The sequence below is a fragment of the Clostridium celatum DSM 1785 genome, assembly GCF_000320405.1.
In the GTDB taxonomy this organism is placed as follows: domain Bacteria; phylum Bacillota; class Clostridia; order Clostridiales; family Clostridiaceae; genus Clostridium; species Clostridium celatum.
Genome location: NZ_KB291715.1, coordinates 23,830 through 49,376 on the forward strand (window position 1 = coordinate 23,830; position 25,547 = coordinate 49,376).

26 protein-coding genes and 2 pseudogenes are annotated in these 25,547 nt (G+C 28.8%); 1 reads left to right on the forward strand and 27 read right to left on the reverse strand.

Annotation, left to right across the window (positions count from 1 at the left end):
• Positions 1 to 88 precede the first annotated feature (88 nt).
• Positions 89 to 766, reverse strand: a complete 678-nt coding sequence (locus HMPREF0216_RS15135; protein ID WP_005216108.1) for a ComEA family DNA-binding protein — start codon at positions 764 to 766, stop codon at positions 89 to 91.
• 141 nt (positions 767 to 907) lie between these two features.
• Between HMPREF0216_RS15135 and HMPREF0216_RS15140 the strand changes: the two genes are divergently transcribed.
• Positions 908 to 2,209, forward strand: coding sequence for a serine-type D-Ala-D-Ala carboxypeptidase (locus HMPREF0216_RS15140; protein WP_005216124.1), 1,302 nt, complete (start codon positions 908 to 910; stop codon positions 2,207 to 2,209).
• Positions 2,210 to 2,231: 22 nt separating this feature from the next.
• On the opposite strand, the gene HMPREF0216_RS15145 is transcribed toward HMPREF0216_RS15140, so the two are convergent.
• From HMPREF0216_RS15145 to HMPREF0216_RS15265, 26 genes and pseudogenes are all read right to left on the reverse strand, one after another.
• A complete protein-coding gene (locus tag HMPREF0216_RS15145) occupies positions 2,232 to 3,131 on the reverse strand; it encodes an RluA family pseudouridine synthase (RefSeq protein ID WP_005216126.1) in 900 nt (299 codons plus the stop codon).
• A 126-nt stretch (positions 3,132 to 3,257) separates the two neighbouring features.
• Positions 3,258 to 4,616 (reverse strand): LCP family protein, encoded by a 1,359-nt coding sequence (locus HMPREF0216_RS15150; protein WP_005216127.1) that lies wholly within the window; start codon positions 4,614 to 4,616, stop codon positions 3,258 to 3,260.
• Positions 4,617 to 4,644: 28 nt separating this feature from the next.
• The gene (gene yqeK / locus HMPREF0216_RS15155; RefSeq protein WP_040420213.1) at positions 4,645 to 5,226 is read right to left on the reverse strand and encodes a bis(5'-nucleosyl)-tetraphosphatase (symmetrical) YqeK; all 582 of its coding nucleotides are present in this window, start codon (positions 5,224 to 5,226) and stop codon (positions 4,645 to 4,647) included.
• A 1-nt stretch (position 5,227) separates the two neighbouring features.
• Positions 5,228 to 5,836, reverse strand: coding sequence for a nicotinate-nucleotide adenylyltransferase (gene nadD, locus HMPREF0216_RS15160; protein WP_005216131.1), 609 nt, complete (start codon positions 5,834 to 5,836; stop codon positions 5,228 to 5,230).
• A 6-nt stretch (positions 5,837 to 5,842) separates the two neighbouring features.
• Complete coding sequence (gene yhbY, locus HMPREF0216_RS15165) at positions 5,843 to 6,145, reverse strand: ribosome assembly RNA-binding protein YhbY (protein ID WP_005216133.1); 303 nt, start codon at positions 6,143 to 6,145, stop codon at positions 5,843 to 5,845.
• Positions 6,146 to 6,158: 13 nt separating this feature from the next.
• Positions 6,159 to 7,445: a GTPase ObgE gene (gene obgE, locus HMPREF0216_RS15170; RefSeq protein WP_005216135.1), complete on the reverse strand. Its 1,287-nt coding sequence runs from the start codon at positions 7,443 to 7,445 to the stop codon at positions 6,159 to 6,161.
• Between the two features lie 163 nt (positions 7,446 to 7,608).
• Positions 7,609 to 7,899 (reverse strand): 50S ribosomal protein L27, encoded by a 291-nt coding sequence (rpmA, locus tag HMPREF0216_RS15175; protein WP_040420222.1) that lies wholly within the window; start codon positions 7,897 to 7,899, stop codon positions 7,609 to 7,611.
• A 5-nt stretch (positions 7,900 to 7,904) separates the two neighbouring features.
• Positions 7,905 to 8,279 carry a ribosomal-processing cysteine protease Prp gene (locus HMPREF0216_RS15180; RefSeq protein ID WP_005216139.1) on the reverse strand — a complete coding sequence of 125 codons (375 nt, stop codon included), beginning with the start codon at positions 8,277 to 8,279 and terminating at the stop codon, positions 7,905 to 7,907.
• 9 nt (positions 8,280 to 8,288) lie between these two features.
• Positions 8,289 to 8,600 carry a 50S ribosomal protein L21 gene (gene rplU, locus HMPREF0216_RS15185; RefSeq protein ID WP_005216141.1) on the reverse strand — a complete coding sequence of 104 codons (312 nt, stop codon included), beginning with the start codon at positions 8,598 to 8,600 and terminating at the stop codon, positions 8,289 to 8,291.
• Between the two features lie 131 nt (positions 8,601 to 8,731).
• On the reverse strand, positions 8,732 to 10,174 hold the full coding sequence (locus tag HMPREF0216_RS15190; RefSeq protein ID WP_005216143.1) for a ribonuclease E/G: 1,443 nt from the start codon (positions 10,172 to 10,174) through the stop codon (positions 8,732 to 8,734).
• Positions 10,175 to 10,184: 10 nt separating this feature from the next.
• Entirely contained in the window at positions 10,185 to 10,886 is a 702-nt protein-coding gene (locus tag HMPREF0216_RS15195) for a TIGR03936 family radical SAM-associated protein (protein WP_005216145.1), read from the reverse strand.
• A pseudogene (locus tag HMPREF0216_RS15200) lies at positions 10,861 to 12,728 on the reverse strand (TIGR03960 family B12-binding radical SAM protein). The gene HMPREF0216_RS15195 and the pseudogene HMPREF0216_RS15200 overlap by 26 nt, the downstream one beginning before the upstream one ends.
• A 192-nt stretch (positions 12,729 to 12,920) precedes the next feature.
• Positions 12,921 to 13,784: a site-2 protease family protein gene (locus HMPREF0216_RS15205; RefSeq protein WP_005216150.1), complete on the reverse strand. Its 864-nt coding sequence runs from the start codon at positions 13,782 to 13,784 to the stop codon at positions 12,921 to 12,923.
• A 60-nt stretch (positions 13,785 to 13,844) separates the two neighbouring features.
• Positions 13,845 to 14,243 (reverse strand): hypothetical protein, encoded by a 399-nt coding sequence (locus tag HMPREF0216_RS15210; protein WP_005216152.1) that lies wholly within the window; start codon positions 14,241 to 14,243, stop codon positions 13,845 to 13,847.
• Positions 14,244 to 14,375: 132 nt separating this feature from the next.
• Entirely contained in the window at positions 14,376 to 15,509 is a 1,134-nt protein-coding gene (gene rodA / locus HMPREF0216_RS15215) for a rod shape-determining protein RodA (RefSeq protein WP_005216154.1), read from the reverse strand.
• A gap of 309 nt (positions 15,510 to 15,818) precedes the next feature.
• Entirely contained in the window at positions 15,819 to 16,088 is a 270-nt protein-coding gene (gene minE, locus HMPREF0216_RS15220) for a cell division topological specificity factor MinE (RefSeq protein WP_005216155.1), read from the reverse strand.
• Positions 16,089 to 16,102: 14 nt separating this feature from the next.
• Positions 16,103 to 16,900 (reverse strand): septum site-determining protein MinD, encoded by a 798-nt coding sequence (gene minD / locus HMPREF0216_RS15225; protein ID WP_005216157.1) that lies wholly within the window; start codon positions 16,898 to 16,900, stop codon positions 16,103 to 16,105.
• A gap of 18 nt (positions 16,901 to 16,918) precedes the next feature.
• Positions 16,919 to 17,569: a septum site-determining protein MinC gene (minC, locus tag HMPREF0216_RS15230; RefSeq protein WP_005216160.1), complete on the reverse strand. Its 651-nt coding sequence runs from the start codon at positions 17,567 to 17,569 to the stop codon at positions 16,919 to 16,921.
• Positions 17,570 to 17,734: 165 nt separating this feature from the next.
• Positions 17,735 to 18,769 (reverse strand): penicillin-binding transpeptidase domain-containing protein, encoded by a 1,035-nt coding sequence (locus HMPREF0216_RS18200; RefSeq protein ID WP_005216163.1) that lies wholly within the window; start codon positions 18,767 to 18,769, stop codon positions 17,735 to 17,737.
• Between the two features lie 251 nt (positions 18,770 to 19,020).
• The gene (locus tag HMPREF0216_RS18205; RefSeq protein ID WP_341349496.1) at positions 19,021 to 20,706 is read right to left on the reverse strand and encodes a penicillin-binding transpeptidase domain-containing protein; all 1,686 of its coding nucleotides are present in this window, start codon (positions 20,704 to 20,706) and stop codon (positions 19,021 to 19,023) included.
• The gene (gene mreD, locus HMPREF0216_RS15240) at positions 20,706 to 21,194 is read right to left on the reverse strand and encodes a rod shape-determining protein MreD (RefSeq protein ID WP_005216168.1); all 489 of its coding nucleotides are present in this window, start codon (positions 21,192 to 21,194) and stop codon (positions 20,706 to 20,708) included. Before mreD ends, HMPREF0216_RS18205 begins: the two co-directional genes overlap by 1 nt.
• Before the next feature lie 10 nt (positions 21,195 to 21,204).
• Positions 21,205 to 22,044, reverse strand: coding sequence for a rod shape-determining protein MreC (gene mreC, locus HMPREF0216_RS15245; protein ID WP_005216170.1), 840 nt, complete (start codon positions 22,042 to 22,044; stop codon positions 21,205 to 21,207).
• Positions 22,044 to 23,063, reverse strand: a complete 1,020-nt coding sequence (locus HMPREF0216_RS15250) for a rod shape-determining protein (RefSeq protein ID WP_005216172.1) — start codon at positions 23,061 to 23,063, stop codon at positions 22,044 to 22,046. Before HMPREF0216_RS15250 ends, mreC begins: the two co-directional genes overlap by 1 nt.
• A gap of 17 nt (positions 23,064 to 23,080) precedes the next feature.
• Positions 23,081 to 23,770: a RadC family protein gene (gene radC / locus HMPREF0216_RS15255; RefSeq protein WP_005216174.1), complete on the reverse strand. Its 690-nt coding sequence runs from the start codon at positions 23,768 to 23,770 to the stop codon at positions 23,081 to 23,083.
• Positions 23,771 to 23,809: 39 nt separating this feature from the next.
• A pseudogene (locus HMPREF0216_RS15260) lies at positions 23,810 to 24,375 on the reverse strand (Maf-like protein).
• Between the two features lie 238 nt (positions 24,376 to 24,613).
• Positions 24,614 to 25,375 carry an SPOR domain-containing protein gene (locus HMPREF0216_RS15265; RefSeq protein ID WP_005216179.1) on the reverse strand — a complete coding sequence of 254 codons (762 nt, stop codon included), beginning with the start codon at positions 25,373 to 25,375 and terminating at the stop codon, positions 24,614 to 24,616.
• Positions 25,376 to 25,547 lie beyond the last annotated feature (172 nt).

A 25,547-nucleotide genomic window follows, 5' to 3' on the forward strand; every position in this document is an offset into this window, starting at 1 on the left:
ATCCTATTAATTATAACATTATAATGCAGTATTTTAAAAGCTTTTGTCGAAATATTTAGTCAAAATTCACACTACTTATAGTGTTTATTTATAATTTTATAAACTCCTTAATTTTTTCAAATGTTTTTTCTCCTATACCATCAACACTTTTTATTTCTTCTATTTTTTTAAATCCACCATTTTTTTCTCTATAAATAATTATTGACTTTGCTTTTACTTCACCAACTCCAGGTATACTTTGTAGTTCACTTTCAGTTGCTGTATTAATATTAATTATATTGTTGCTTTCAGTATCATTTTCTAAAGCATAATTAGTATTGTCTCTATCTTCATCATTTATATTATAAATAATAATTAATTCATGATTGCTTAGCTCCTTTGCCCTATTTATATTACTTATATCAGCTTCATCAGTTAATCCATCTGCTATGTCTATTAAATCTTTTATTATACTTCCTTCATCTAATAAATAAACATCTGGCTTAACTACTTCTCCTTTTATCTCTACAACTATCTTATTTTTAACTCCCGGAGTTTCATTTTCTTTATTTTCATTATTATTTATTTTAACTACCTCTATATCACTATCATCATAATAACTAGTCCCCTCTATGATATTTTCATCTTCTTCAATAAAAATATTATTCATATATTCATCTTTAAAAACATTCTTCTTATTTCTTCCATATGTTAATAAAGAAACTGAAAATATAATAATTAATATAACTATGATGGCAATAGCTTTTTTATTCTTCTTATTATTCATATTTTTTCCTCCATTACTTTATACCTATAATTATTAACATATTTTTATTATCTAAACTTTTATTCACACTTTAAATATAGAAATACTGCTACTTTTTTGATAAAATAGGTAAATGAATACATATTTTATAGGGAGACGATTATGAGAAAGTTCTTAATAAAAATGTTAGTCTTGGTTTTTATCTTTGCTAACATATTTACTACATTGTCAATTGTAGAGTACTCTGCTTTCCCACAACTCTATTCTGAAGCTATATTTTTAATGGATGGGATTACAGGAGATGTTTTATATGAGCAAAATGCCGATATACTTTATGAACCAGCATCAACAACTAAGGTAATGACTGCTATACTTGCAATTGAAAATTGTAACCTTGATGAACCTATTACTATTGGTAAAAATCCACCATTAGTTGATGGATCTCGCATTGGTATTGCTGAAGGTGAAGTTTATACAATGAAGGAATTGCTACTTGGACTTTTATTAGAATCTGGAAATGACTGTGCTGAAGCTATCGCAGAACATATTTCTGGTTCAAATTCAGCTTTTGGTAAGCTTATGACAGAAAAGGCTCATGAAATAGGAGCTACTTCTACAACTTTTAAAAACCCTAGTGGTTTAAGTGAAGAAGGACATGTTACTACAGCACATGACTTAGCTTTAATAATGCAATATGCCCTATCACTACCTGCTTTTATAGAAATATCTAGAACGCCTTATTACTTTTTTGAGGATCATCCTTTTGAAGATGGTACTGAAAAATGGGCCACTAATAGGAATAATTGTTTAGGTGAAGACTCTACTTATTATTACGAGTATCTTTATTCCGGTAAAACAGGATATACTCCTGAGGCAAATCATACGTATACAGCTGCTGCAAAAAAAGATGATCAATTATTAGTTGGTGCTTTTTTAAATGGAGTAGATAAAGCTGGTTTTTATACTAGTGTAGGAGAATTATTTAATTGGGGATTTGAAAACTTTCAAACTAAGAAGATAATTTCTAAAGGTGATACTTTAGACGAATATATATTAGATGATAATACTACTATTCCCTTATTAGCTACAGAAGATATCTATTATACTTCTTCAAGTAATATAACTACTATTAATACGTCAGTAGAATATACAAATAAAGATTTTAGTACTACTTCTATCAGAAAAGGAGATATTCTTTTTAACGCTTCACTTTTAGTAAATGGTGAAAGCTATAAAAATATTGATTTATCTAGTGGTATCACAAGAGAATATACTACAGAAGTTCAGTTACAACAAGCTATAGAAAAAGTTACTAAAAAGAAATCTTTTATTCCTAGAATACTAACTGTTTTTATTATTATAATCTTATTACTGGTATTATTAATACTTAGAATTAGATATGTAAAAAGAAGACGTTCTTTCCTAAAAAGAAGACATAAAATTAGAAAAAAACATAATTTTTAAAAAGAGGCTTTAAGCCTCTTTTTTAAACCCTTAGCATTTCTAAAAGTTGTTGAATATCATCCGGTAATTTAGCTCTTAACTCTAATTCTTCCTTAGTTCTTGGCGACTTGAAGTTTAATCCATATGCATGCAGTGCCTGCCTCTTCATTATCTCAGAATCTTCTTCATATCCATATAAAGTATCACCAAATATAGGGTGTCCAAGAGAGCTTAAATGAACTCTAATTTGATGTGTTCTACCTGTTTCAAGTAGACATTCAACTAAATCTGCATCCTTTAATCTTTCAACTACTTTATAATGGGTTATACTTCTTTGCCCTCTGTCATCAACAACTCTTTTCATATTTCCTTCTTCTTCTGGTCTATAAATTGGTTTATCTATAGTTCCTTGCATTTCTTCCATATGTCCATGTACTATTGTTAAATATCTTTTTTCAATATTATTCTGTTGCATTTCTTTTGATAATTCCATATGGGCATATTGATTCTTAGCTATTATAATAAGTCCTGAGGTATCCATATCTAATCTGCTTACAAGTCTTACAATGCAATTTTGATTAGTTTCTCTAAAATAATATAATAACCCATTAGCTAAAGTCCCACTTTGATATCTCTTAGTTGGATGAACAACCATGTTAGGTCTCTTATTTACTACAATAATATCCTTATCTTCATAAACTATATCTAATTCCATTTTTTCTGGTTCAATATTTTGACTTTCCTTCTTAATTAAATTAATTAAAATATTATCATTTTCCTTTAAAACATAATTCATTTTAACTGGATTATTATTAACTAATATTCTTTTATCAATTGCTGCACCTCTTATAAGTCTTGATGATAACCCCATTTCCTCTTTTAAGTATTCTCTTATCTTTCTACCTTCAAAACTTTTCTCAACACATTTTTCTAAAGTACTCATACGACCCTCCCTAAATAAAATTTAAAATGGCAAATGGCTAATTGACAATGAAGGTTTAAACTACACCAATTTGCCATTTGCCATTTGCCATTTACTTTTTATTATTAAAACTTATAATTAATAACGTTATTCAAATACTAAATAGTCTTCTCCAATTATTATAACTGCATCAAAATCTGAATATTCACTATCCTTATTTTTCTTTATATTATTAATTCCTATATCATCTTGTAATAGCTGCTTTAATTCATCATTATTACATAGTATAACTGATTTCTCGGCTTCCTCTCCATTGCCTATGCTCATGTTAGAATAACCTAACTCTTCGAGTTCTACTTGTAAATTGCCAGCTAATCCATTAACTCTTGTACCATTCAATATCTTTATTGAATAAACAGCCTTATTAACGGTACTACTATTAGCCCCATTACCATTCTTAAGTATATCTATTATATCTTGATTATACTCTTGTTCTACAACTAAGAAATCCTGACCATAAATTCTTTCATCATATCCATATAAAGTGTTCATAGTCATTCCTGTATTAGATAAAACTTTTAATCCATATGAAATAATTTTATCTCCTGGCATATTAGTTCTTACATTTTCTTTAATAGCTTTTAATATATTAGGTACATCTGTTACTATTAATGGGTTGGTACATTTTTTTATTACTGCTGCTATAAACTTTTGTTGGTTTTTTATTCTTCCTAAGTCTCCATCAGCAAGCCCTGTACCATCATTATTTTGTCTCCATCTAAAGAACTCTTCAGCTTTTTGCCCATCTAACATTACAGTTTCTCCAGCAGTAAAGTTTATATGTAGATCTTGAGCATCATCATCATAATACATGTCTTGATCAATATACATAGGAACTCCACCTATAGCATCAATTAAACTTCTAAATGCATTGTAGTCTATCTCTACTATATAATTAACTGTAATATCTAAAAGCTTTTGAACTTGATATATAACTTCTTTCTCCCCACCTAAAGCATAAGCAGCATTCATCTTCCAATAAGGAACATAATCACCATATGCATCATATGCATCTTCTACTTCAATTAAAGTATCTCTTGGAATAGATACAATATTTATGCTATCTGTTTTAGGATTATAATTTAAAAGCATCATTGTATCAGTTCTTTTTGCTGCAGAATTCTCTATATTTTCTGTATCTCCAATATCCATTCCTAATAATAATATATTAACAGGTTCATTTCCAGATGGTGATACACCTTTAACCATATCATTATTATTTAATGAAAATACAAATGAAAATAAATAAATAGCAACAAACGCTATTAATAATATTGCAGTTATAATAGCTGCAGCTATTGCTCTCTTTATAGTAGCTTTTCTTTTTGCCTTTTTTCTTAATAGTTTTTTTCTTTCAAATTCTTGCCTTGCACTGAACTTTTGTGAAGTTACCTTACGCTTGACTTCCCTAATATTTTCGTTATTATCACCTGTTTTCTTAGCCATTATACCTTCCCCACCTTATACAATAATACTAATTATCAAGTTTATTTTTATTATACAATAAATAATTTCTTGCCTTTATTGTATTGATATCAACTGCATATCCCTTATTTAATAAGTATATTGTTGTGTGAGTTAACGCTTTAATCATGGCTAAATCTAAAGATTTATAGGAAATAGATCTAATCTCATCAATTCCATCAAATTCTCTTGAAGGTTCAATCAAATCAGCTAAATATACTATCTTATCAAGATTACTCATATTTTCTTTTCCAGTAGTATGCCACCTCATAGCACTCAAAATTTCTTCATCATTTATTTTAAATATATTTTTTGCTATAATTGGTCCAGCTATAGAATGCCATATTTCTTTAGTGTTTTCTTCATCTATAGATAAAGTAATATTCTCTTCATCTATAATTTTTCTTAACTGCTCTAAATCCATATTTTTTGCAACATCATGACAAAGAGCTGCAATTTCAGCTTTTTTTTGATCTTCTCCAAAAACCTTTGCCAATTCTACCGCTGTATTTACTACTCCTAAAGTATGATTATATCTACCAACTTTTAAATTTTCCTTTACGTAATCCTTTATTTTATCTATTTCCCACATCTTATTCTCCCTTATACAAAGCATTCTCTTCTATATAATCTTTAACTTCTTTAGATAGGAAAAAATCTACTCTTTTTCCATCCTGAATTCTCTTTCTTATAATAGAAGATGAAATATCTATATCCACAACATCTAATAATGTTATTTTACATTTATACTTATCTTCAAGCTTTTTCTTTTGTTCACTTAATATTTCTTTTGTATATACGCCTCTATTAAAAGCTACAAAAGTACAATTTTTCAATACTTGTTCTGGCTCTCTCCATTTTTCTATATCCATTAAGGAGTCACCACCTGAAATAAAAAATATTTCAGTGTCATAGTATTTATTCTTTAGATATTTCAATGTTTCATAAGTATAGCTATATCCATTTTTATTAACTTCATAATCGCTTATTATAAAATCTTCATAACCATCTATAGCTTTTTTTACCATATTATATCTATACTCAGCATCTATTATTCCATTATTTTTCTTATGTGGTGGATTTCCTGCTGGTATAAAAATAACTTTATCTAAATTCAATTGTTCCTTTGCCTCATAAGCAATATATAAATGTGCCAAATGTATTGGATTAAAAGTTCCACCCATAATACCATATTTCTTCATTGATATTTATTTTTTCCCTTGTGGTAATTCTATCTTAGACTTTTTAGATGATTTTTTATATAAAACTATCTTACTTCCTATAGCTTGAATCCCTTCACAACCTATAGCACTACATATTGCATCAGATGCCTCTCTTGCAGCTAATCCACTATTTTCTAAAACCTTTATCTTTATAAGCTCTCTCGCTTCTAAAGCCTCTTCTAATTGATTTAAGAATGCCTCTTCAATTCCATTTTTCCCGATTTGGAATATTGGATCCATTGTATTTGCAAGCCCTCTTAAATAAGCTCTTTGCTTTCCTGTTATCATATGATTATTCCTCCTATAAAATGTACTCGAATTCGAAGTCATTTAATCTAACCATGTCTCCGTCTTGTACTCCCATTTCTCTTATTTCATCTAATACACCTTTGTTTTTAAGAACCTTATGGAAGTATCTTAATGAATCTGCATCATGTATATTTACAGAAGCAAGTAATCTATCAACAAATGATCCTGTAACAACATAAGTGTCGTATTCTTCGCCTTCTTCAACTTCAATTGTGTATGTGAATCTCTTTTCTTCTTCAACATATCTTTCTTCTTCTGGTATTTCTAAATCCATAAATGGAATTTCTGTTAACATCTTACCTGCTTCTCTAATAACTTCTTCAACCCCAGACTTAGTTGCTGCAGACATCTTAAATACTTTATCAAAACCTAATTCGTTAACCTTTTTCTTAAAATCTTCAAATACTTCTTCATCATAAAGCATATCTGCTTTATTTGCTACTACTATTTGTGGTCTATCCCAAAGTTTTACTGAATACTTTTTAAGTTCTTCATTTATCTTAACGAAATCTTCAAATGCATCTCTTCCTTCGATTCCTGATATATCAACAACATGTATAAGAAGTCTTGTTCTTTCTATATGTCTTAAGAAATCTAATCCTAAACCAACACCTTCAGCAGCTCCTTCTATTATTCCTGGAATATCTGCCATAACGAATGCATTAATTCCTTCAGCCTTAACAACACCTAAGTTTGGCTTTAATGTTGTAAAGTGATAGTTTGCTATCTTTGGCTTAGCAGCTGTAACTGTTGATAATAAAGTTGATTTACCTACATTAGGGAATCCAACTAATCCAACATCAGCAAGTAATTTTAATTCAAGCATTAAAGTTCTTTCTTCTGCTGGCATTCCTGGCTCTGCAAAGTGTGGCGCTTGTCTTGTAGGTGTACAGAACTTACAGTTTCCTTTACCACCTTTACCACCTCTAGCTATAACATATGTATCATCTTTATGAGAAAGATCACATATAACTTTGTTAGTTTCAAAATCTCTAACAATAGTTCCCATTGGAACTCTTATGTATAAATCTTCTCCATCTTTACCATAACATTTTGAACCTTGACCGTTTCCACCAGCCTCAGCTACGAATTTTTTCTTATATTTAAAATCTAAAAGTGTAGTTAATCCAGTATCTACTGTAAAGATAACGCTTCCACCTTTACCACCATCTCCACCATCTGGTCCTCCAAGTGGAACATACTTTTCTCTTCTAAATGTAACTGCACCATTTCCACCTGCACCTGATTTTACTAATATCTTGGCTCTATCTATAAACATAGTTACTTTCCTCCTTGTAACTTCCTAATGTTAAACATAATAATCTATCTTTTATTATTCCTTAACATATATATTTTATAATAGTATATAAAAAAAAGATATTTATTACAAGAATAAAAGCACCCATAGGGTGCTTTTATCTATATAAAATATAATTATTCAGCTATTTCTTCACGCTTACTGGGTAAACAGAAACTTTTTTCTTGTCTCTTCCCATTCTTTCAAATCTTACGATTCCGTCTTCTTTAGCAAATAGAGTGTCGTCTCCACCCTTACCTACGTTTAGACCTGGGTGAATCTTAGTTCCTCTTTGTCTGTATAGGATGTTTCCAGCTAAAACGAATTCTCCGTCAGCAGCTTTAGCACCTAATCTCTTAGATTCAGAGTCTCTACCATTCTTAGAACTACCTACCCCTTTCTTGTGGGCAAATAATTGAAGGTTCATCATTAACATACTCATTACACCTCCTCGAATTTTATTTTTATATATTTATTCCGTCTATTTTTACCAAAACTAGCTTCTAAGGACATCATTAAACTTTCTAAACTTTTTTCAAATGTTAGTAGTAATACTTGCCCTCTTTCAATATCATCTTTTTTAAGACTTGATAAATTCAGTGATAAAAATCCATCATTTACCTCATACTTTACTGGTAGTTTTAAAACTTCCGTAATACCTATTACAGTACTTTGAGATAAAACTGAAACACTATTACAAATCATGTCATACACATCACCTGTAGCACTTTCAATTTCCTCTCTAGATAAAGCATGCCCTTCAATCTTAAATCCGAGAGATACATGTTTTTGCTTAAATATAATAACCTTAATCATAACTTATAATTAAGCTTCGATTTTTTCGATTACTAATTTAGTGTAAGGTTGTCTGTGACCAGTCTTCTTTCTGTAGTCCTTCTTTGGCTTATACTTGAAAACTGTGATCTTCTTAGCTTTACCTTGAGCTGCTACCTTAGCAACAACTTTAGCTCCTGATACTAATGGAGCTCCAACTGTTAAGTTTTCTCCGTTAGAAACAGCTAAAACTTCAGTTAATTCTACTGTTGATTCAACTTCAGCGTTTAATTTTTCAACGTATATTACGTCTCCTTCTTGAACTCTGTATTGCTTTCCTCCAGTTAATACTACTGCGTACATTAAAAACACCTCCTCTTAAACGGTCTCGCCAATGTAGGTACAAAGATTTAACTTTGTTTTAATAAAACCCGTTATGTGCGGTTTACAAATGACATTTTATCATATAAAACTACATTTTGTAAAGAAATTTATTATACTTTTTCTATTGTTTTTATTTTGTACTTTTGGTAATTTTCTTTTTGATTAGAGAAAATTAATGGTTCAACCCTATATCCTTCTATGTCATGTACAAAATTTAAATAAATTTCTTTATCTAGTCCATCAATGTTTTTCAGAAATCTAACTAAATCGCCTTTTATGTCATCTTCATAATTTTTATCTATTTCTATGTAAAAATCCTTTATAGAATTTTCATTAGAACATTTTATTATTTCATTACTAATAAGAGTTTCTATATAAGATAATTTTAAAAGAAACCCATTGGATTTACATTTTTTACATGGTTCTTCTAAATATTCATAAATAGATTTTCCTGTTCTTTTTCTGCTTATTTGAACTAGATCCAACTCTGTAAATGGAAAAATCTTGACATTTCCTTTGTCTGCTTCTAATGATTTCTTTAGAGTTTTTATTACTGGTAATTTTTGCAATTCATCTCTCATATCGATAAAATCCACCACAATTATTCCACTTAAATTTCTTAATCTAATTTGTCTTCCAACTTCTTTTGCTGCTTCTAAATTTGTTTGATATATAGTTTTATTAAAATCTCTAGCTTTTGTATTTTTCCCACTATTAACATCTATAACATACATAGCTTCTGTTTTATCTATAACTATATATCCACCACAAGGAAGATTAACTTTTTTATGCCTTAATTTAATTATTTCTTTTTCTATACAATAATAATCAAACAAAGTTCTTTTATCTTCATAAAATTTAAACTCAAAGTTTTCCTTACTTTTAACTAAATCTTGAATTATATCTAAGAAATATTTATCATCGCTAATAACCTTAGTTTTTTTATCGTCTAACTCTTCAAAAAATCTATATATTAAACTATTTGATTTAATCTTGCCTATATTTTTTGAATATTTAAGTTTTCTTTCCAAAGCGTCTTTCTTTTCTAATAAAGAATTTAATTCTTCTACTAACTCTTCCTTAGTAGCATTAGCTGCTTCTGTTCTAAAAACTATGCCTATACCCCTAATTGGTTTTATAAATGTAGTCAAGTTTTGTCTATGTTCAAGTTGAGTTATTCTCTTTGATAAAGTTATTCCTTCGTCACCTAAAGTTAAAACCATAAGTTTTCCTAAAATTGACACTTTATTACTAACCTTTGCTCCCTTGTTTCCTAAAGGCTCTTTTAGAACTTCAACTAATAACTCCTCACCTTTTTTTATTCCTCTTCTTTTTAGCTCATCGCTATAATACATATAAGCTTCTTTTTCTAATCCTATATCTAAAAATATAGAGTTAATTCCTGGAATAATATTCTTAACCCTAGCTTTATATATTTCTCCAATTTGAGGACTAGTAGAATCCTCATGTGCAAAACATTCTACTAGTTCATCATTTTCTTTTAATGCAATTCTTAAGAGATTTTGCCTCTTCTCAACAAAAACTTCTCTCATATTTTACTACCTAAATTCCTTTGTATAAAGGAAAATATTTATTATTTTTTAATATATACATTTCTTCTCTTTTTATATTAACAAAAGCCTCTGGGTTTATTTCTGAAACTTTTCCCTTTAAGTAAGTAACTAAAAGATCAGCTGAAAGATTTTCTCTACTTCCTGTAGCTATTAATGTATTTAATATTAACTCATTATCTTTTATCCAATATTTAAATTCTTTAACAAAAGGTTTAATATCAGTAAGCTTTTCACCCTTTTTAGTTTTTTTAACTATTTCCCAAACTTTTTCATTAAGAGTAGTATTCATTTCTTCTTCAACTTTTGAAGTTCCATTTAACTTTATCTTAATTATATATCTAGCACCATCTAAAAGAGCCATTGCTTGTGGTAATCTTTTAACATTTTCAACTATTTCTACTGCATTTGCATGTAAGAATTTAATTGTAGGAGGCGCACTTTCATTTAACTTTTCTATTACCTCTCCTACTCCAAGAGATTCAGTTAAAACTAAATCTAAGTATTCTCCATCTGAATAAACACCAACAGAAAGTGGTTGTGCTATTGATAATGCCATATGTGGATTAAATCCTTTTGAATATTCAACTGGTAATCCTGATCTTTTTATTATTCTTTGAATAGTTCTCATTAAATCTAAATGTCCAATAAATTTAATTTCTTCACCCTTAGAAAACTTGATTACGTATCGCACCTTCAAAACACTTCCCTTCTTTAAAGTTTACATTTATACCACAACCTGTACATCCTTCTAGGCAGTTTCTTGTAAGCTCAGCTTTCTTAGCCTTTTCATTTTCTCTTTCAAGATATTTTCTATTAACACCAATATCAATGAAATCCCATGGAAGTACTTCATCATATGTTCTTTCTCTATATACATAGAACTCTGGATCTAAATTACATTCCTCCATAGATTCTTTCCATATATCCATATTAAAGTACTCTGACCAACCGTCAAATTTAGCGCCTTTTTCAAATGCTCTAATTAAAGCATCACAAGTTCTTCTATCTCCTCTTGCAAATACAGCCTCCATAAATGAAGTCTCTTGTTCATGGTAGTTAAATACTATACTTCTTGATTTTATTGCACCCTTAACAGCACCAATTCTTTCATAAACCACTTCTGGTCTTTCCATTGGAGCCCATTGGAATGGTGTAAATGGCTTTGGAACTAATATTGATGCACTAACAGTAATTTTTAGTCCCTTGCTTCTCTTATCCTTTGGAATACTAAAGTAAACATCTGCCATTTTTTCTGCTAATTCACCAATTCCAGCAGCATCTTCTGTTGTCTCATAAGGAAGCCCTATCATAAAGTATAACTTAATAGTACTCCATCCTGATTCAAAAGCACTTTTAGCTGCTTCTAGAATTCTATCTTCTGTTAACCCCTTATTTATTATGTCTCTCATTCTTTGAGAACCTGCTTCTGGTGCAAAAGTTAAACCTGTCTTTCTAACCTTTTGAATTTCTTTTATTAAATCAACAGAAAAGGCATCTACTCTTATTGATGGAAGAGCTATACCTACTTTATTTTGCTCATGCTCTAAAACTAGGCTAGATATTAAATTTTGAATATTAGAATAATCACAAATACTTAAAGATGCTAATGATACCTCATTATATCCAGTAGCCTTTAATGCCTTTCTTGCTTGTTCTAATAATGTATTAGTAGTCTTTTCTCTAACTGGTCTATAAATCATACCTGCTTGGCAGAATCTACAACCATTTGTACATCCTCTAGCAGTTTCTAAAACAACTCTATCATGAACTATTTCAGTATAAGGAACTATCATTTCATCTGGGAATGCTACTGAATCAAAATCATTAACTATTCTCTTTTTAACCTTTGCAGGTACATCATCATACTTTGGTTTAAATTCTTTTATTGTGCCATCCTCATTATAAGTAACATCATAAAGACTTGGAACATAAATTCCACCTATCTTTGATATTTCTCTTAAAAATTCTTTTTTATTAAAAGTGCCTGCTTCTTTATGTCTTGCGTAAACCTCTAAGACATCATTCATCATTTCTTCACCTTCACCAATTTCGAAGAAATCAACAATATCATATAAAGGTTCTGGATTATATGCACAAGGGCCACCAGCCATAATTATCGGAGCATCTTCTCCTCTTTCACTTGCTCTTATAGCTATTCCTGACATATCAAGCATATTTAATATGTTTGTATAACTCATTTCATATTGAAGAGTAAATCCTAACATATCAAACTTATCTAATGAAGTTTTAGTTTTAATGTAAATAGTTTTATGTCATTTTCTCTCATTAATGCTTCCATATCTGGCCATGGTGCAAAAACTCTTTCACAATATGTATCTTTTCTTTCATTTATAGTATGATATAAAATTCTTGTTCCTAAGTGAGACATACCAACTTCATATACATCTGGGAAACAAAATGCAAATCTTATATTAACATCCTCTGGATTTTTTATAACTTGATTTAATTCACCACCAACATATCTAGATGGTTTTTCTACCTTACATAAAATATCATCAGTTATTTTATTCATAAGTACCCTCCTTTTAATCAGTTTGGATCTTGTAGTGTAGAGTTTCAAGCATAGGAATAAAGTCAGCAAAGCTGACTTTATAAATATATTTTAGAAACCCAATAAGAGTTACCTAGTTGAACTCTTAACTCCTCACTTCTAATTCCTAACTATTCTTATGATATTCTAGCATACTAAACATCTAAAAGTAAACTAAATGCTTTTACCAAGTCTTTTCTTGCTATACTCTTCTAAGCTAATATTTCCATATACTTTTAATGCTTCAATAAGCTCATCTTCATGCATTATAAATAAAAGTTTTAAATCATCATTTAATACATAAAATGTATTAAATCTATTTTTATCTATTATACTCATTAAATTAACTAAACCTTGTTTATAATATACTGAAATAATTCTATTATCTAAATACTTATTTCTTATTAGTTTATTCCTTTTCATAAATATATTCCCCATTAATATATAAGTGCTTGTTTTTTGCTGAGAATACGTTATATACCATATTAATATTCCCGAAATTAATAAGCTTAAATTTATTTCACCTACTTTTAAAATGAAAAGAAAAAATAAAATTATAAAGCATAATCCAAAAGCATAGCTAACCTGTGACATTATACTTTGAACCTTTTTGTAAAACATCTTATTAGACAGTATTATTTCTAAAATTCTTGCTCCATCTAATGGATATGCAGGAATCATATTAAATAAAAATAATCCTAAATTTATTAATATAAATTCACTAACTATATTGCTATCAACAAAAAAATTTATACAAAAAAACATTCCTGATATAAACAAATTAATTGCAGGGCCAGCAATGTATATTTTTATTTTATCTTTATCTAATAATTCATCCAAATTTGATAATTTTACTCGTGTTCCATATATATGAACTTGAAATTTACTAAACTGACTTCCCTTCCAATTAGCTACAATAATATGACAAATCTCATGTATAAAAATACTAATAAACGCTCTAATTGTATGTTTATTCATACTAAATAAAACTGCTAATAATAATAATTCTGCTACAAATAACCGCTTTCCTCTTTTCATCAATCTCACCTTAAAAAGTGCTATATTAATCTATTCACATATAAACTTTAATCCTCACTTTTACAAATTTATTTTATTTCCATTTATTTTCAACTTTATGTATTCATTAATCTTTTTTATTGTAGAGAATGCATCAATATCAATATTTTCACCACTTTCCTCATAGACATTACTATTCATTACAGCCTTTATATTGTTATAGCTTTCTGTAGCTTCTTCACTTGAAGAATATTTTAAATAAAATACAGTCATTATCATTACTAAAACAACTACTAATTGATAAATAAAAATATTTATCATGCTAGAAAAAAAGCCTTCCTTCTTATTAATCCTTTTACCGCTATTACCATACACACTTTCAAAATTACTTCTATTATAGACAGCAGACCTTTTATCTTTTACATTTGTATGTCTTAAGTTTTCATAATAATTTTTATATTCTCTACTATAATTTCTCATTTCTCCTCCTAAAAAAATTGCTTATTATATTGTATTTTTAACAATATCAAATTAGAACTTTCTAATGATTTTATCTCTAAGTTAAAAGGACATAAAAAAATAGATGTGTAAACTAACTTACACATCTATTTTTTAGAAACTTATCTTTTTTCTTCTCATTCCTATATTAAGCACTAATCCAAGTGATACAATTGTTGTTAAAAGGGAACTTCCACCATAACTAACTAATGGTAGTGTTATTCCTGTTATAGGCATAAGCCCAATAGTCATACCTATGTTTTGCCAAATAGCAAATAAAAAATATGCTACCATACCTATGGATACAATTCTCCCAAAAAGATCTTTTGCTGTTCTTGCAATATTAATCATTCTTGATATTAATAAAGCATAAAAGCTTAATAAAAATATTGCTCCTAATGTTCCCCATTGTTCTGATATTTGTGCAAATATAAAATCAGTTTCAACTTCTGGTACATTTTGTGATGCATATCCACCTGTTTTATCATTTGCTAAACTATTATGAGCTCCCCAAAATCCGCCTGATCCAATTCCTATAAGCGATTGTCTTAAATGATATCCGCTACTTGAACTATCCAGCTCCGGATTCATAAATGAGGTAATTCTTGTCTTTTGATAATCTTGTATAAGACTAGAATTCCATAATAACACTATTCCTAAAAGTAATGCTCCTAGCCCTCCAAGTATAACCCTTTTATCTAATCCACCTATAAAAAATACTCCTAAAACCATGAAAAATAAAACCATTGTCATTCCCATATCTGGTTGTATAACTATAAGACCAGCTGGAATTATTGCATAAATTGCTAATATACAGAAGTTTTTAAAATTATTTATATCACCATCTAAATCTTCAAGTTTTTTACCCATCATCATAATTGTTCCTATTTTAGCAAGCTCTGCTGGTTGGAACGAAAGCGGTCCCAATGATATCCATCCTTGAGCACCATTTACTGTTTTTCCTATTACCAAAACAAGTACTAATAAAGCAATAGACCCCCAATAAAACAAAGGCGTAAATCCTTTAATTATAGTATAATCTAATGCAATAACAAAATATAAAACAACTAATGATAAAATAAAGAATGCTCCTTGCTTTTTCAAATAAACTAAATCATAGTGAGCTTTAGTTGCTAAATATATGTTTAGTATTCCAAATATAGTAATAACTATTATTGATATAAGCATCCATTTATCTATTTCTTTTAATTTTTTAAAATCTATCTTAAAATTTGATAAAGGTATCATTGTCTCATCTCCTTAAATTTTACTTAATCATTATATCTTATTTCAACTTTTTTCACCATAAATAATTAAAATACTCTAATAAAATTCAGAAAAACTTAATATTTTAATCAACTAAATATTTTTTTATATCAACTTTAAATTCAAGTAATTTTGTTAGATGAAATCATTTTTTAATATCCTATATTCAATATTTTTGCCCCTATATCTTTATTATATTAACTTAATCTCCATAATATAAAAAAGCCTGCATCAAAATTAAATATAAATAAATTATTTACACTTCTTATTTTGATACAAACTTCTTATATCTTACCTTCCCTTTACATTTTTTATAGGGATATTTGCTATAAGTGAAGGTCCACCCTCTCCTTCAATACTATCACTTCTATTTAATGAAATTTCTACATCATTAGCATCAATTTCTATATATTTAGAAATAACCTGTAATATCTCTTCTCTTATCTTATCTAAAGTATCTGGGGTTAAATCTCCTCTATCATGAATAAGTATTAACTTTAATCTATCTTTAGCAACTTCTTTTGGTGTAACTTTACTTGAAAATACCCTTAATAAATCCATTTCCCATATTCCCCCTAGCTTTTCTTAAACATTCTTTTTATTGCTGAAAAAAGTCCTGTTGATTCTGATCCCAATTTTAATAATGGAACTTCTTCTCCTGTAATTCTTCTTGCAACATTTCTAAATGCTTGACCTGACATAGATTTGTCATCTAAAGCAATAGGTTCTCCTTTGTTAGTTGAAACTGTGATATTTTTATCATCAGGAACTACTCCTAAAAGTTTAACAGATAAGGTTTCTATAATATCTGATACGTCAAGCATATCCCCTCTTCTAGTCATCTCATAATTTAATCTATTAACGATAACTGCATGATCTTCCAATCCCTTTGCATCTAGCTTTCCAATTACTCTATCTGCATCTCTAACTGATGTTATTTCTGGATTAACAACAACTATAGCTCTATCAGCACCTACTACTGAATTTTCAAATCCTTGCTCTATACCAGCTGGCGAGTCAATTAATACATAATCAAAGTCTTCCTTTAGTTTATTTACCAACTCAAACATATCTTGTGCTCTAATATCATCTTTATCTTTGGTTTGAGCTGTTGGTAAAAGACATAAATTTGAATATCTTTTATCCTTTATTAAAGCCTGCTTTAATCTGCATCTATTTTCAATAACATCTATAATTGTATAGACTATTCTGTTTTCCAATCCCATAAGAACGTCAAGGTTTCTAAGACCAGTATCTCCATCAACCACTACAACCTTTTTCCCTAGCTTAGCTAAAGATGTTCCTAAATTTGCAGTCGTTGTAGTTTTACCAACTCCACCTTTACCTGATGTAATAACTATCGAAACTCCCATGTAAATCCCTCCACTTTTTTAATAAATATATTTATTAGGTAAATATGGTTCTACTACTATATAACCATCCTTTATTTTAGCAACCTCTGGATAAGATGGCTTTATACCATCATCTGGTGATAGTGTTAATATATCAGAAATTTGCATTAATTCTGGCTGCATCAAAAATGCGGCTATTATAGATTTTTTATTTCCACCTGTACCAGCTCGCACTTGTCCCTTTATACTACCTAATACTATAATATTTCCACCTGCTTTTATTTCCGCACCACTATTAACATCACCTATAATAATAATATTACCTGGATATTCAATGCATTGACCACCTCGTACTGTTTTTTTGATAAATTTTGTTTTTCCTTCATTAATACCATTAAAAATCCTACTACTATTATTACTTTTATTAAATTCATTAATATCATCAAAAACACAATCTCTTACATTTATTTTTTCACATATTTCATCTTTTAATTTTGCTATATCACTATCTGTAACATTCTTAAAATTTGATGTGATTTTTATTATAGAGTTACTATAAAAGGCCTTTCCTTTTTCTAAGGTACATATTACACCTTCTATTACAGCATCAAAAGTTGGAAATTTTTCTATGTCTATTATAACATTAACTCCATCTTTATTCCCTCTAATTTGTATCCTATTATCATTCATTGGTTACCCTCCACCAATTTTTAACTCAATGTAATTATACCCCTAATTATATCATATATCTACACTTAGTAACATATTTCATTAAAAAGTAATGTAAGTTTTTACAAAAAAAGCACTTATTTTACTATACCACAATTTGTTCTAGTAAATAAGTGCCTTTATACTTTATTGTTCTATATTATTTGTTTCTGTATTAGTATTTTGATTATTAGTGTCTTGTTTATTTGCTTCTACATTGCTTTCTTCTGTTTCTTTATTATCTGCTGGTGCATTTACAACATACTTTTGGAAACTTGAAGATGTTGACGCATAATTAGGATTAATTTTTAATAACTCATCTTTAAAATACGCCTCATATATAGCTTTATGAACAGTAGCTCCTGAGCTTCCCTTATTACCATCATAAAGAGTTGAAAAAATAGCTATCTTAGGGTTATCCATAGGAGCAAAGCTTATATAGTTACCGTGAGGCCTTCTTCCTATTTCAGTATAATGCTCCTCAGTACTAAAATCGGCCGTACCTGTTTTACCTACAACTTCTATAGGAAAATTACCAAAGCATTCATACGCTAAACCGTTATTAACGTATGTATTAACTTTTCTCATACCTTCTTTTACAGCCTGTAAATATTCTTCTGGAATATCTAACTCATCTACAACTTCTGGTTTAAACTCATGTAACACTTCTCCTGTAGGAGATGTTATTTTATCAACTATAGAAACCTTATATCTAGTTCCTCCTGATGCTAACGTTGCAACATAATTAGCTAATTGAAGCGGAGTAAAGTTATTCATAGATTGACCTATTGCATCAGTTACCGCTTGAGATGGTCCTTTAATTTCAGTAGTCATACTAAAAATAGTATAATCAGCTATTATAGTTGAAATAATGTCTGCTTGATCTTCTATAGTAACCTTGGTATTATTAGCTTTTTCATAATTAGCTATGCTTTTTTTATACTCTTCTGATGTATTCATTATACTTAATACATCATTTTCAATATATTCCTTAAAGGCAACATCATCATCAACTTCTTCACTTGTTCCAACTTTTTCCAATGTCGAATTAATTTTCTCTTTTAAGCTAGATTTTAAATTCTTTAATTCATCAGTATCCGTATCTTTATAACCGATATCAAATGGAACGAAATAATATGCTCCATACTTTCCACTTTCTAAATAATCTACTAAAGTGAACATATGACTTCCTAAAACGGCATTTTTCCATGAAGTAAAGTTATATGTTTGACCAAAATCTTCATATATTTCTATTCCTGTAGAAGGATTTTTCCCTTGTTCAACTCCTAGCCCAAATTTCCATGCATAATGAGCTAATGTATTTAATCCCTCTATCTCGGAACCTGTCTCTTCAACCCCTTTTAAATACAGTCTAAGTCCTGTTTCATAGAAAAAGTAGTTAGATGAAAATTGAAGAGCCTCTTTTACTGTAATTACTCCATTAGCACTTCCTTGGAAGTTTTTAACTGTAAGTCCCGCTCCACTCCAAGTACAACGTCATTCATTGTTTCATTTACTGTTATAACGCCTTCCATTAAACCAGCTATTGATGTAAGTGGTTTAAATACTGAACCTGGTTGTAAAGTACCTTGAGTCGCATAATTAAATAATGGTTTTGGATATATATCATAGATATCTTCTCTGATTCCACTTTCATTTTTAGGGAATAATTCATCTAAACTCATTGTTGCCCCAGTATCTTTTATATGTTGTAATCCAAAAGCCTCTAAGTTCGGTGAAAAATACTTTTCATATAATTCATCACTTAATTGCCCAGAAATAGCAAAATCATTTGGATTAAAATCCGGATAACTAGCCATAGCTAACACTCTTCCAGTTCCAACCTCAATAGCTACAACAGCACCTCTTGTTGCACTTTTTTGTCCATCTTCATTTCTAACACGTTCAAGTGTATCTTTTAGTGCTTCTTGAGCTGCATATTGAACATCTTTATCAATTGTTAAATATACATTGTTTCCTGGATAAGACTCTAGCTTAAACAACTCTTCAGTTGCTCTACCTTGTGAATTAACTTTTACAGTTGTTCCACCTTTATTTCCTTTTAATTGATCTTCTAAAGCAGCTTCTATACCTGAAGTACCTATTAAATCTGTAGATATATCATATCCTCTTAACTCATAGCTTTCTGCCTCAGAGCTATTTATAGATGAAACGTATCCAATTACTGATGATGCCAAATTATTGTAAGGATATGTTCTAACTGGTTGTAAACTAACATCTATTCCTGGTAAATCACTTAATCTTTGGTATATTATAAATGAAGTATCTCTCTTTATATTATTAGCTATTGTAACAGCCTTATATCCCTCATAACTTTTCATTTTAATAGCATCTTTTACAACAACATACTTTCTAATATCTTCTATAGAATATCCATTACTAACAATGTCATTAAATATTAATTCTCCAATTTCATATGAGGTTAACTTGCTACCACTATTGTTATATTTTTTATATAAAGTATTATATTCATCAATTGTATATCCATCTGGTAATAATAATTCAAACAAATCATATTGATTTATCAAATAATAAAAGGTTTCTTCCGGTGTTATTGCTAAAAGTTTTTCATTAACCTTTTCTATTTCCGCATCGGTTAAATCTCTAGATTTATCTTTATACAGTTCATTTTCTATACTTTCATTCATTCCTCTATCACGCTTAAATCTTATCTCTGATGATTTTTTTGCATCCTCACTTGATACTTTAAAATCAAAATAGAATTCGCCTTCTGAGTTTATTTTTAAAGATAAATCATCATTAAAACTCTCATTATTTTCTTTAAGTATATTAAACACTTTTGCCATAGTGCTATAAAAGGCCTCTGTTGCTTCTTCTGCTTCCATATAAGTTAATACATATGTCTGTGTATTACTTGCTAAAATATTTCCATCACTATCATATATAATTCCTCTTGGTGCATTTTCAGCAATAAATCTAGTTGAACTAACATCAGCTTTTTCCTTATATTCATCGTATTTATATACTTGAAGGAATAACAATCTGAATACTATAGTACCTAAAATTATAAACATTATTATATATAAAATTGTGTACCTTACATCTCCCTTATCCTTTTTAGGCTTATTTACTATCATTAAAACCTCCATCTATCCCTAGCAATATATTTATCTAAAGTAGTTAAAATTAACTTATAAAATAACATCATACATATTGAATTCATAATACTAGATAATAATGCACTTCTTAAATCAATACTTAATGAGAAAATTTTAAATATTATCGCTACCCCTAATACTTTTAATATTGATATCCCCAAAGCAGTTGCTATTGGAATTAATCTATTTTCTTTAAATATATTCTTTCCAACCTTTGCTGCTAATACACATAAAAGCATATTCAAAAGCAAATTTACCCCAAATCCTTTAAAAAAGAAAATATCTTGTAAAAGTCCACTTACAATACCTATAAATATTGCTTCTTCACTTCCACAAATTATAGAATATGCAATTGCAAATACAAATAAAAGGCTCGGAAATACTCCATTTATAGAATAATATGGTAATATAGTGTTATCTATAACTAGTAAGCATATTGATATTAATATTAATATTAACCTTTTCATAAATTAACCTCTAATCATATTTTACTTTTTCTTTTGGAATAATTATAACTAATTCCTCTAATTTATTAAAATCAACATATGGCTTTACTACAGCACTCTTCATAACTTTTACATTATCTGTTTCAACTGATATTACTTCCCCAATTCTAATCTCCTTAGGGTACATACGTCCAAGTCCTGATGTTAAAATAACATCACCTTCTTTTATTTCTGAATCAATAGGAAGGTTTGTTAACGAAATTAGATTCCTGTTTTTTCCATCACCAATTCCTTTTATAATTCCCGTAGACTCTCTTGTACTTTCAACCATAGCTGCAACAGCAATATTTTCATTTAATATAGTTTGCATTATTGAAAAGTTCTCTTCTGATCTAGTTATTTTTCCAACTAACCCTTGTGAACTAATTATAACCATATCTTTTTCTACACCGTCTTTAGTTCCCTTATCTATAAGGTATCCATTTGAAATATTTCCACCACTATATCCAATTATATTACATCCTAGATAATCGTAGTTTTTATTAGCATTTGCATAATTTAATATTTCTCTTAATTTATCGTTCTCTTCTTTTAACCTATTATACTCAACTAATTTATTCTCTAACTCTGCATTTTCTGAAATAAGAGCATCATTTTCTTCTTTTACATTTTTAAAATTCACAAAAAAATCAAATGAATTTTTAAGTTTATCATTTACTGAATAAATAATTCTTTGAAGAGGACTTATTATTGTCCCAACACCACTAGATATACTATTTGAATCTTTTTTAAGACTAAACATAATTACGCCTAAAAAGGCAACTGACAGTACCACAATAGTTACTGCCAGTTTGTTTTTAAAAGGTTTCATTATTGACCTCTTTGAGTTTTGCTTAATTCATCAAAATTATCTAGAGCTTTTCCTGCTCCTAAAACAACACAATCTAATGGTGACTCAGCAATATGAACAGGCATATTAGTTTCCTTATTAATTAATTGATCTAGGCCTTTTAACATAGCTCCACCACCTGCTAACATTATTCCTTTTTCCATTATATCAGCTGATAATTCTGGTGGTGTTTTTTCTAGTGTAGTTTTTATTGATTCAATAATTGCATATACAGGTTCTTTTAATGCTTCTCTTATTTGATCTTCTGTTATAGTAACTATTTTAGGAAGCCCTGTTATCATATCTCTTCCCTTAATATCCATACTTGCTTCTTCTTCATCTATTTTATAAGCTGAACCTAATTCCATTTTTATTTGCTCTGCTGTTCTCTCACCAATCATTAAGTTAAATTCTTTTTTAACATAAGCTATAATAGATTGATCTAATTCATCACCAGCAACTCTTAAAGATTTGCTTGTTACTATTCCTCCTAAAGAAATAATAGCAACTTCTGTAGTTCCTCCACCAATATCAACTATCATGCTTCCTGTTGGCTCTCCAACTGGAAGTCCTGCACCTATAGCTGCTGCCATTGGCTCTTCCATTAAAACTACATCTCTAGCTCCAGCAAATTTTGCAGCTTCTTCTATAGCTCTTCTTTCAACTTCTGTTACTCCTGATGGATAACATACTATTATTCTTGGACTAGTAAAAGCACTTTTGCTTGTAACTTTCTCTATTAATTTTTTTAACATAGTTTGAGCAACATCAAAATCAGCTATAACTCCATCTTTAAGTGGTCTTATTGCCACAATATTTCCTGGTGTTCTACCTATCATTAACTTTGCTTCTTGACCAACTGCTAATGGTCTTTTTGTATTACTATTTATAGCTACAACTGAAGGTTCACTTAATACTATTCCTTTTCCTTTTACGAAAACAAGCGTATTAGCTGTTCCTAAATCTATTCCCATATCTTTGTTACTACTGAAAAATCCCATGTGAATTCCCCTTTCGATTATATAATTCCTTTTTCTTTTAAACTGACATATTTATTATTTCCAATTATAATGTGATCTAACAGTTCAATTCCCATTATCTTTCCACATTCTTTTAGTCTAATTGTTATATTTATATCTTCCTTACTCGGACTTGGGTCACCAGAAGGATGATTATGACATACTATAATACTTGCGCTCCCCATCGAAACTGCTTCCTTAAAAACCTCTCTTGGATGAACTATTGATGAATTTAAAGTTCCCTTGAAAACATCTTTTGTAGCAATAATAATATTCTTAGTATTCAACAATATAATTTTAAATATTTCTTGATTTAAATTACTCATCTCATTTATTAATAAAGATGAGATATCTTTAGGCGACGTTACCTTAAAGCTATCATTAATAGATTTTAAAGTCTTAAATCTATTAAACAACTCTGTCATTGCTATTATTTGACAAGCTTTAACTTTTTTAATACCTTTTATTTTATTTGCTTCATCATAACTTATATTTAAAAGTCCGTCTAATCCTTTAAGCTCAGCAATAATCCTACTACTGAGATTTATAACATTTTCACCCTTTGTACCTGTCCTTAATAATATGGCTAATAGTTCCGCATCACTTAAACTTTTCACTCCAAATTTAAGTAATTTTTCTATTGGTCTTTCATTTAATGGTATATCATTTACTCTTATATTTTCTGGCATAAAAACTCCTTAAAGTAAATTTATACCCACCCCTCATTGTTATGTAATATCTTTTAGAATTTTGTTAAGTAAATTTAACGGTAAACCAACTACATTATAATAACAACCATTTATCTTCTCAACAAAAACTCCGCCAAAGCCTTGTATTCCATAGGCTCCTGCTTTATCTAAACATTCTCCTGTTTCTATGTATTTATGTATTTCTTCGTCTGTTAATTTTGAAAAGTAAACTTCGTATAAAGACTTTTACTTTCCATAATTCCCGTAGAAGTATTAATAACAGTAACACCAGAATATACTCTATGGACATTATCACTTAAAAGTTTAAGCATTTCCATAGCCTCTTCTTCATCTCTTGGTTTTCCTAGTATTTTATCATTAATAACTACTATAGTATCTGCTGCTATAATAACACAGTCTTCACTGACCTTAGATTCTATGTCTTTAGCTTTTCCTTTTGATAAAGTCTTAACGTATAAATCTACATCACCATTAAAACTTATTTTTTCTTCATCAAAATTGCTAACCCTTACTTCAAAGTCATCTACTATTCTAGCTAGTAATTCTTTTCTTCTCTCTGAAGCGGATGCTAATATAACTTTCAAACTATCACATCCTACAACATTTATTTTTTATTATTCCCAATTTTATATCAGTCTTACACTTAACTTTAAATTTTAATTAATAACAAAATAAAAAAAGAGGTAAATGCTTCCTGTCACCTATCTTTTTTCTAATATAGTTTAACACTTTATAGATATTCAAACAAGCACTTTCCTCTTTTTATATATGAATTTTTATATAGATTTATATGTTTATCTAATAATATTATAAGTCCCCAAATTAACTAAAGTTAATTAGTGTCGTATATATAAATTGCATTTCTTGTGATACATCTTCTTTTTTAATTTCTGATGCACTTTCATTTATGTGCTGTTTTAAATTATTTAATACTTCTATTTTATCTCCTGATTCTACACTGTCTAAATTTGAAACCCAAGTTTTAAAATCATCTGTAGACACGGATTTAACATCACTATTAAGAGATGTATTTAATAATTTTAAGTAACCATCACAAATTGCAGACACTTGACTTTGAACTTCATCATTTACATTTAAATTAATTGTAACTTTTGCACTTTCTATGCCATTAGATGTTAATTTATTTACTACTGAATCCGCCTCATCACTATTATATATACCTGCTAAAACTTTAAACTTATCACTATCATTAAATATAAAAGCGCTATATTCACTACTAATTTTACTTAATATAACATTAGCATTTTCGTTGCTTGAAAAATATCCACATTGAACTATTACGAAAGAAGAAACTACATTATTACTACTTGTTATAGTCGAATTATCATCAGTATTATTATCAACTTCTTCACTATTAATCTTCGTATTTTCACTTATTTGTTGTTTCTCATTGGCATCTATTAAATTCTCATTTGCATCATTTGCAGGTAAAAAATAGATAATTACATTTGCTAATAATACTCCAACTATAATTACAAATACACTCATAACTACAAATGATAAAATTGATTTCCAAATATCATTGTTTTTCTTTTTTTTATAATTGTATTTAGTATACCTCACTTTCTCATCCTCCCTCTCCCCTACCTTTATTGTTGTTTTAATAGTCTTACATTACAATATATTCATCAGTAATAGCTTATATACATTATGTAAAAACTTATTTTTATTTTTCCAAAATAACCTCTAAATAGATATCATCAAACTCTATATTATCTTGATTTAATTATTTACT

Excerpts from the sequence above, each read along its gene's own strand:
- HMPREF0216_RS15140 (WP_005216124.1), top strand. The coding sequence starts at position 908 with ATGAGAAAGTTCTTAATAAAAATGTTAGTCTTGGTTTTTATCTTTGCT.
- HMPREF0216_RS18200 (WP_005216163.1), bottom strand. The coding sequence starts at position 18,769 with ATGTTCACTTTAGTAGATTATTTAGAAAGTGGAAAGTATGGAGCATAT.
- minD (WP_005216157.1), bottom strand. The coding sequence starts at position 16,900 with ATGGGAGTTTCGATAGTTATTACATCAGGTAAAGGTGGAGTTGGTAAA.
- HMPREF0216_RS15135 (WP_005216108.1), bottom strand. The coding sequence starts at position 766 with ATGAATAATAAGAAGAATAAAAAAGCTATTGCCATCATAGTTATATTA.
- rodA (WP_005216154.1), bottom strand. The coding sequence starts at position 15,509 with ATGATACCTTTATCAAATTTTAAGATAGATTTTAAAAAATTAAAAGAA.
- HMPREF0216_RS15205 (WP_005216150.1), bottom strand. The coding sequence starts at position 13,784 with ATGAAAAGAGGAAAGCGGTTATTTGTAGCAGAATTATTATTATTAGCA.
- mreD (WP_005216168.1), bottom strand. The coding sequence starts at position 21,194 with ATGAAAAGGTTAATATTAATATTAATATCAATATGCTTACTAGTTATA.
- HMPREF0216_RS15190 (WP_005216143.1), bottom strand. The coding sequence starts at position 10,174 with ATGAGAGAAGTTTTTGTTGAGAAGAGGCAAAATCTCTTAAGAATTGCA.
- rpmA (WP_040420222.1), bottom strand. The coding sequence starts at position 7,899 with ATGTTAATGATGAACCTTCAATTATTTGCCCACAAGAAAGGGGTAGGT.
- HMPREF0216_RS15150 (WP_005216127.1), bottom strand. The coding sequence starts at position 4,616 with ATGGCTAAGAAAACAGGTGATAATAACGAAAATATTAGGGAAGTCAAG.
- nadD (WP_005216131.1), bottom strand. The coding sequence starts at position 5,836 with ATGAAGAAATATGGTATTATGGGTGGAACTTTTAATCCAATACATTTG.
- HMPREF0216_RS18205 (WP_341349496.1), bottom strand. The coding sequence starts at position 20,706 with ATGATAGTAAATAAGCCTAAAAAGGATAAGGGAGATGTAAGGTACACA.
- rplU (WP_005216141.1), bottom strand. The coding sequence starts at position 8,600 with ATGTACGCAGTAGTATTAACTGGAGGAAAGCAATACAGAGTTCAAGAA.
- minC (WP_005216160.1), bottom strand. The coding sequence starts at position 17,569 with ATGAATGATAATAGGATACAAATTAGAGGGAATAAAGATGGAGTTAAT.
- minE (WP_005216155.1), bottom strand. The coding sequence starts at position 16,088 with ATGGATTTATTAAGGGTATTTTCAAGTAAAGTTACACCAAAAGAAGTT.
- HMPREF0216_RS15250 (WP_005216172.1), bottom strand. The coding sequence starts at position 23,063 with ATGGGATTTTTCAGTAGTAACAAAGATATGGGAATAGATTTAGGAACA.
- yqeK (WP_040420213.1), bottom strand. The coding sequence starts at position 5,226 with ATGTGGGAAATAGATAAAATAAAGGATTACGTAAAGGAAAATTTAAAA.
- radC (WP_005216174.1), bottom strand. The coding sequence starts at position 23,770 with ATGCCAGAAAATATAAGAGTAAATGATATACCATTAAATGAAAGACCA.
- HMPREF0216_RS15210 (WP_005216152.1), bottom strand. The coding sequence starts at position 14,243 with ATGAGAAATTATAGTAGAGAATATAAAAATTATTATGAAAACTTAAGA.
- obgE (WP_005216135.1), bottom strand. The coding sequence starts at position 7,445 with ATGTTTATAGATAGAGCCAAGATATTAGTAAAATCAGGTGCAGGTGGA.
- yhbY (WP_005216133.1), bottom strand. The coding sequence starts at position 6,145 with ATGATAACAGGAAAGCAAAGAGCTTATTTAAGAGGGCTTGCAAATACA.
- HMPREF0216_RS15145 (WP_005216126.1), bottom strand. The coding sequence starts at position 3,131 with ATGAGTACTTTAGAAAAATGTGTTGAGAAAAGTTTTGAAGGTAGAAAG.
- mreC (WP_005216170.1), bottom strand. The coding sequence starts at position 22,044 with ATGAAACCTTTTAAAAACAAACTGGCAGTAACTATTGTGGTACTGTCA.
- HMPREF0216_RS15180 (WP_005216139.1), bottom strand. The coding sequence starts at position 8,279 with ATGATTAAGGTTATTATATTTAAGCAAAAACATGTATCTCTCGGATTT.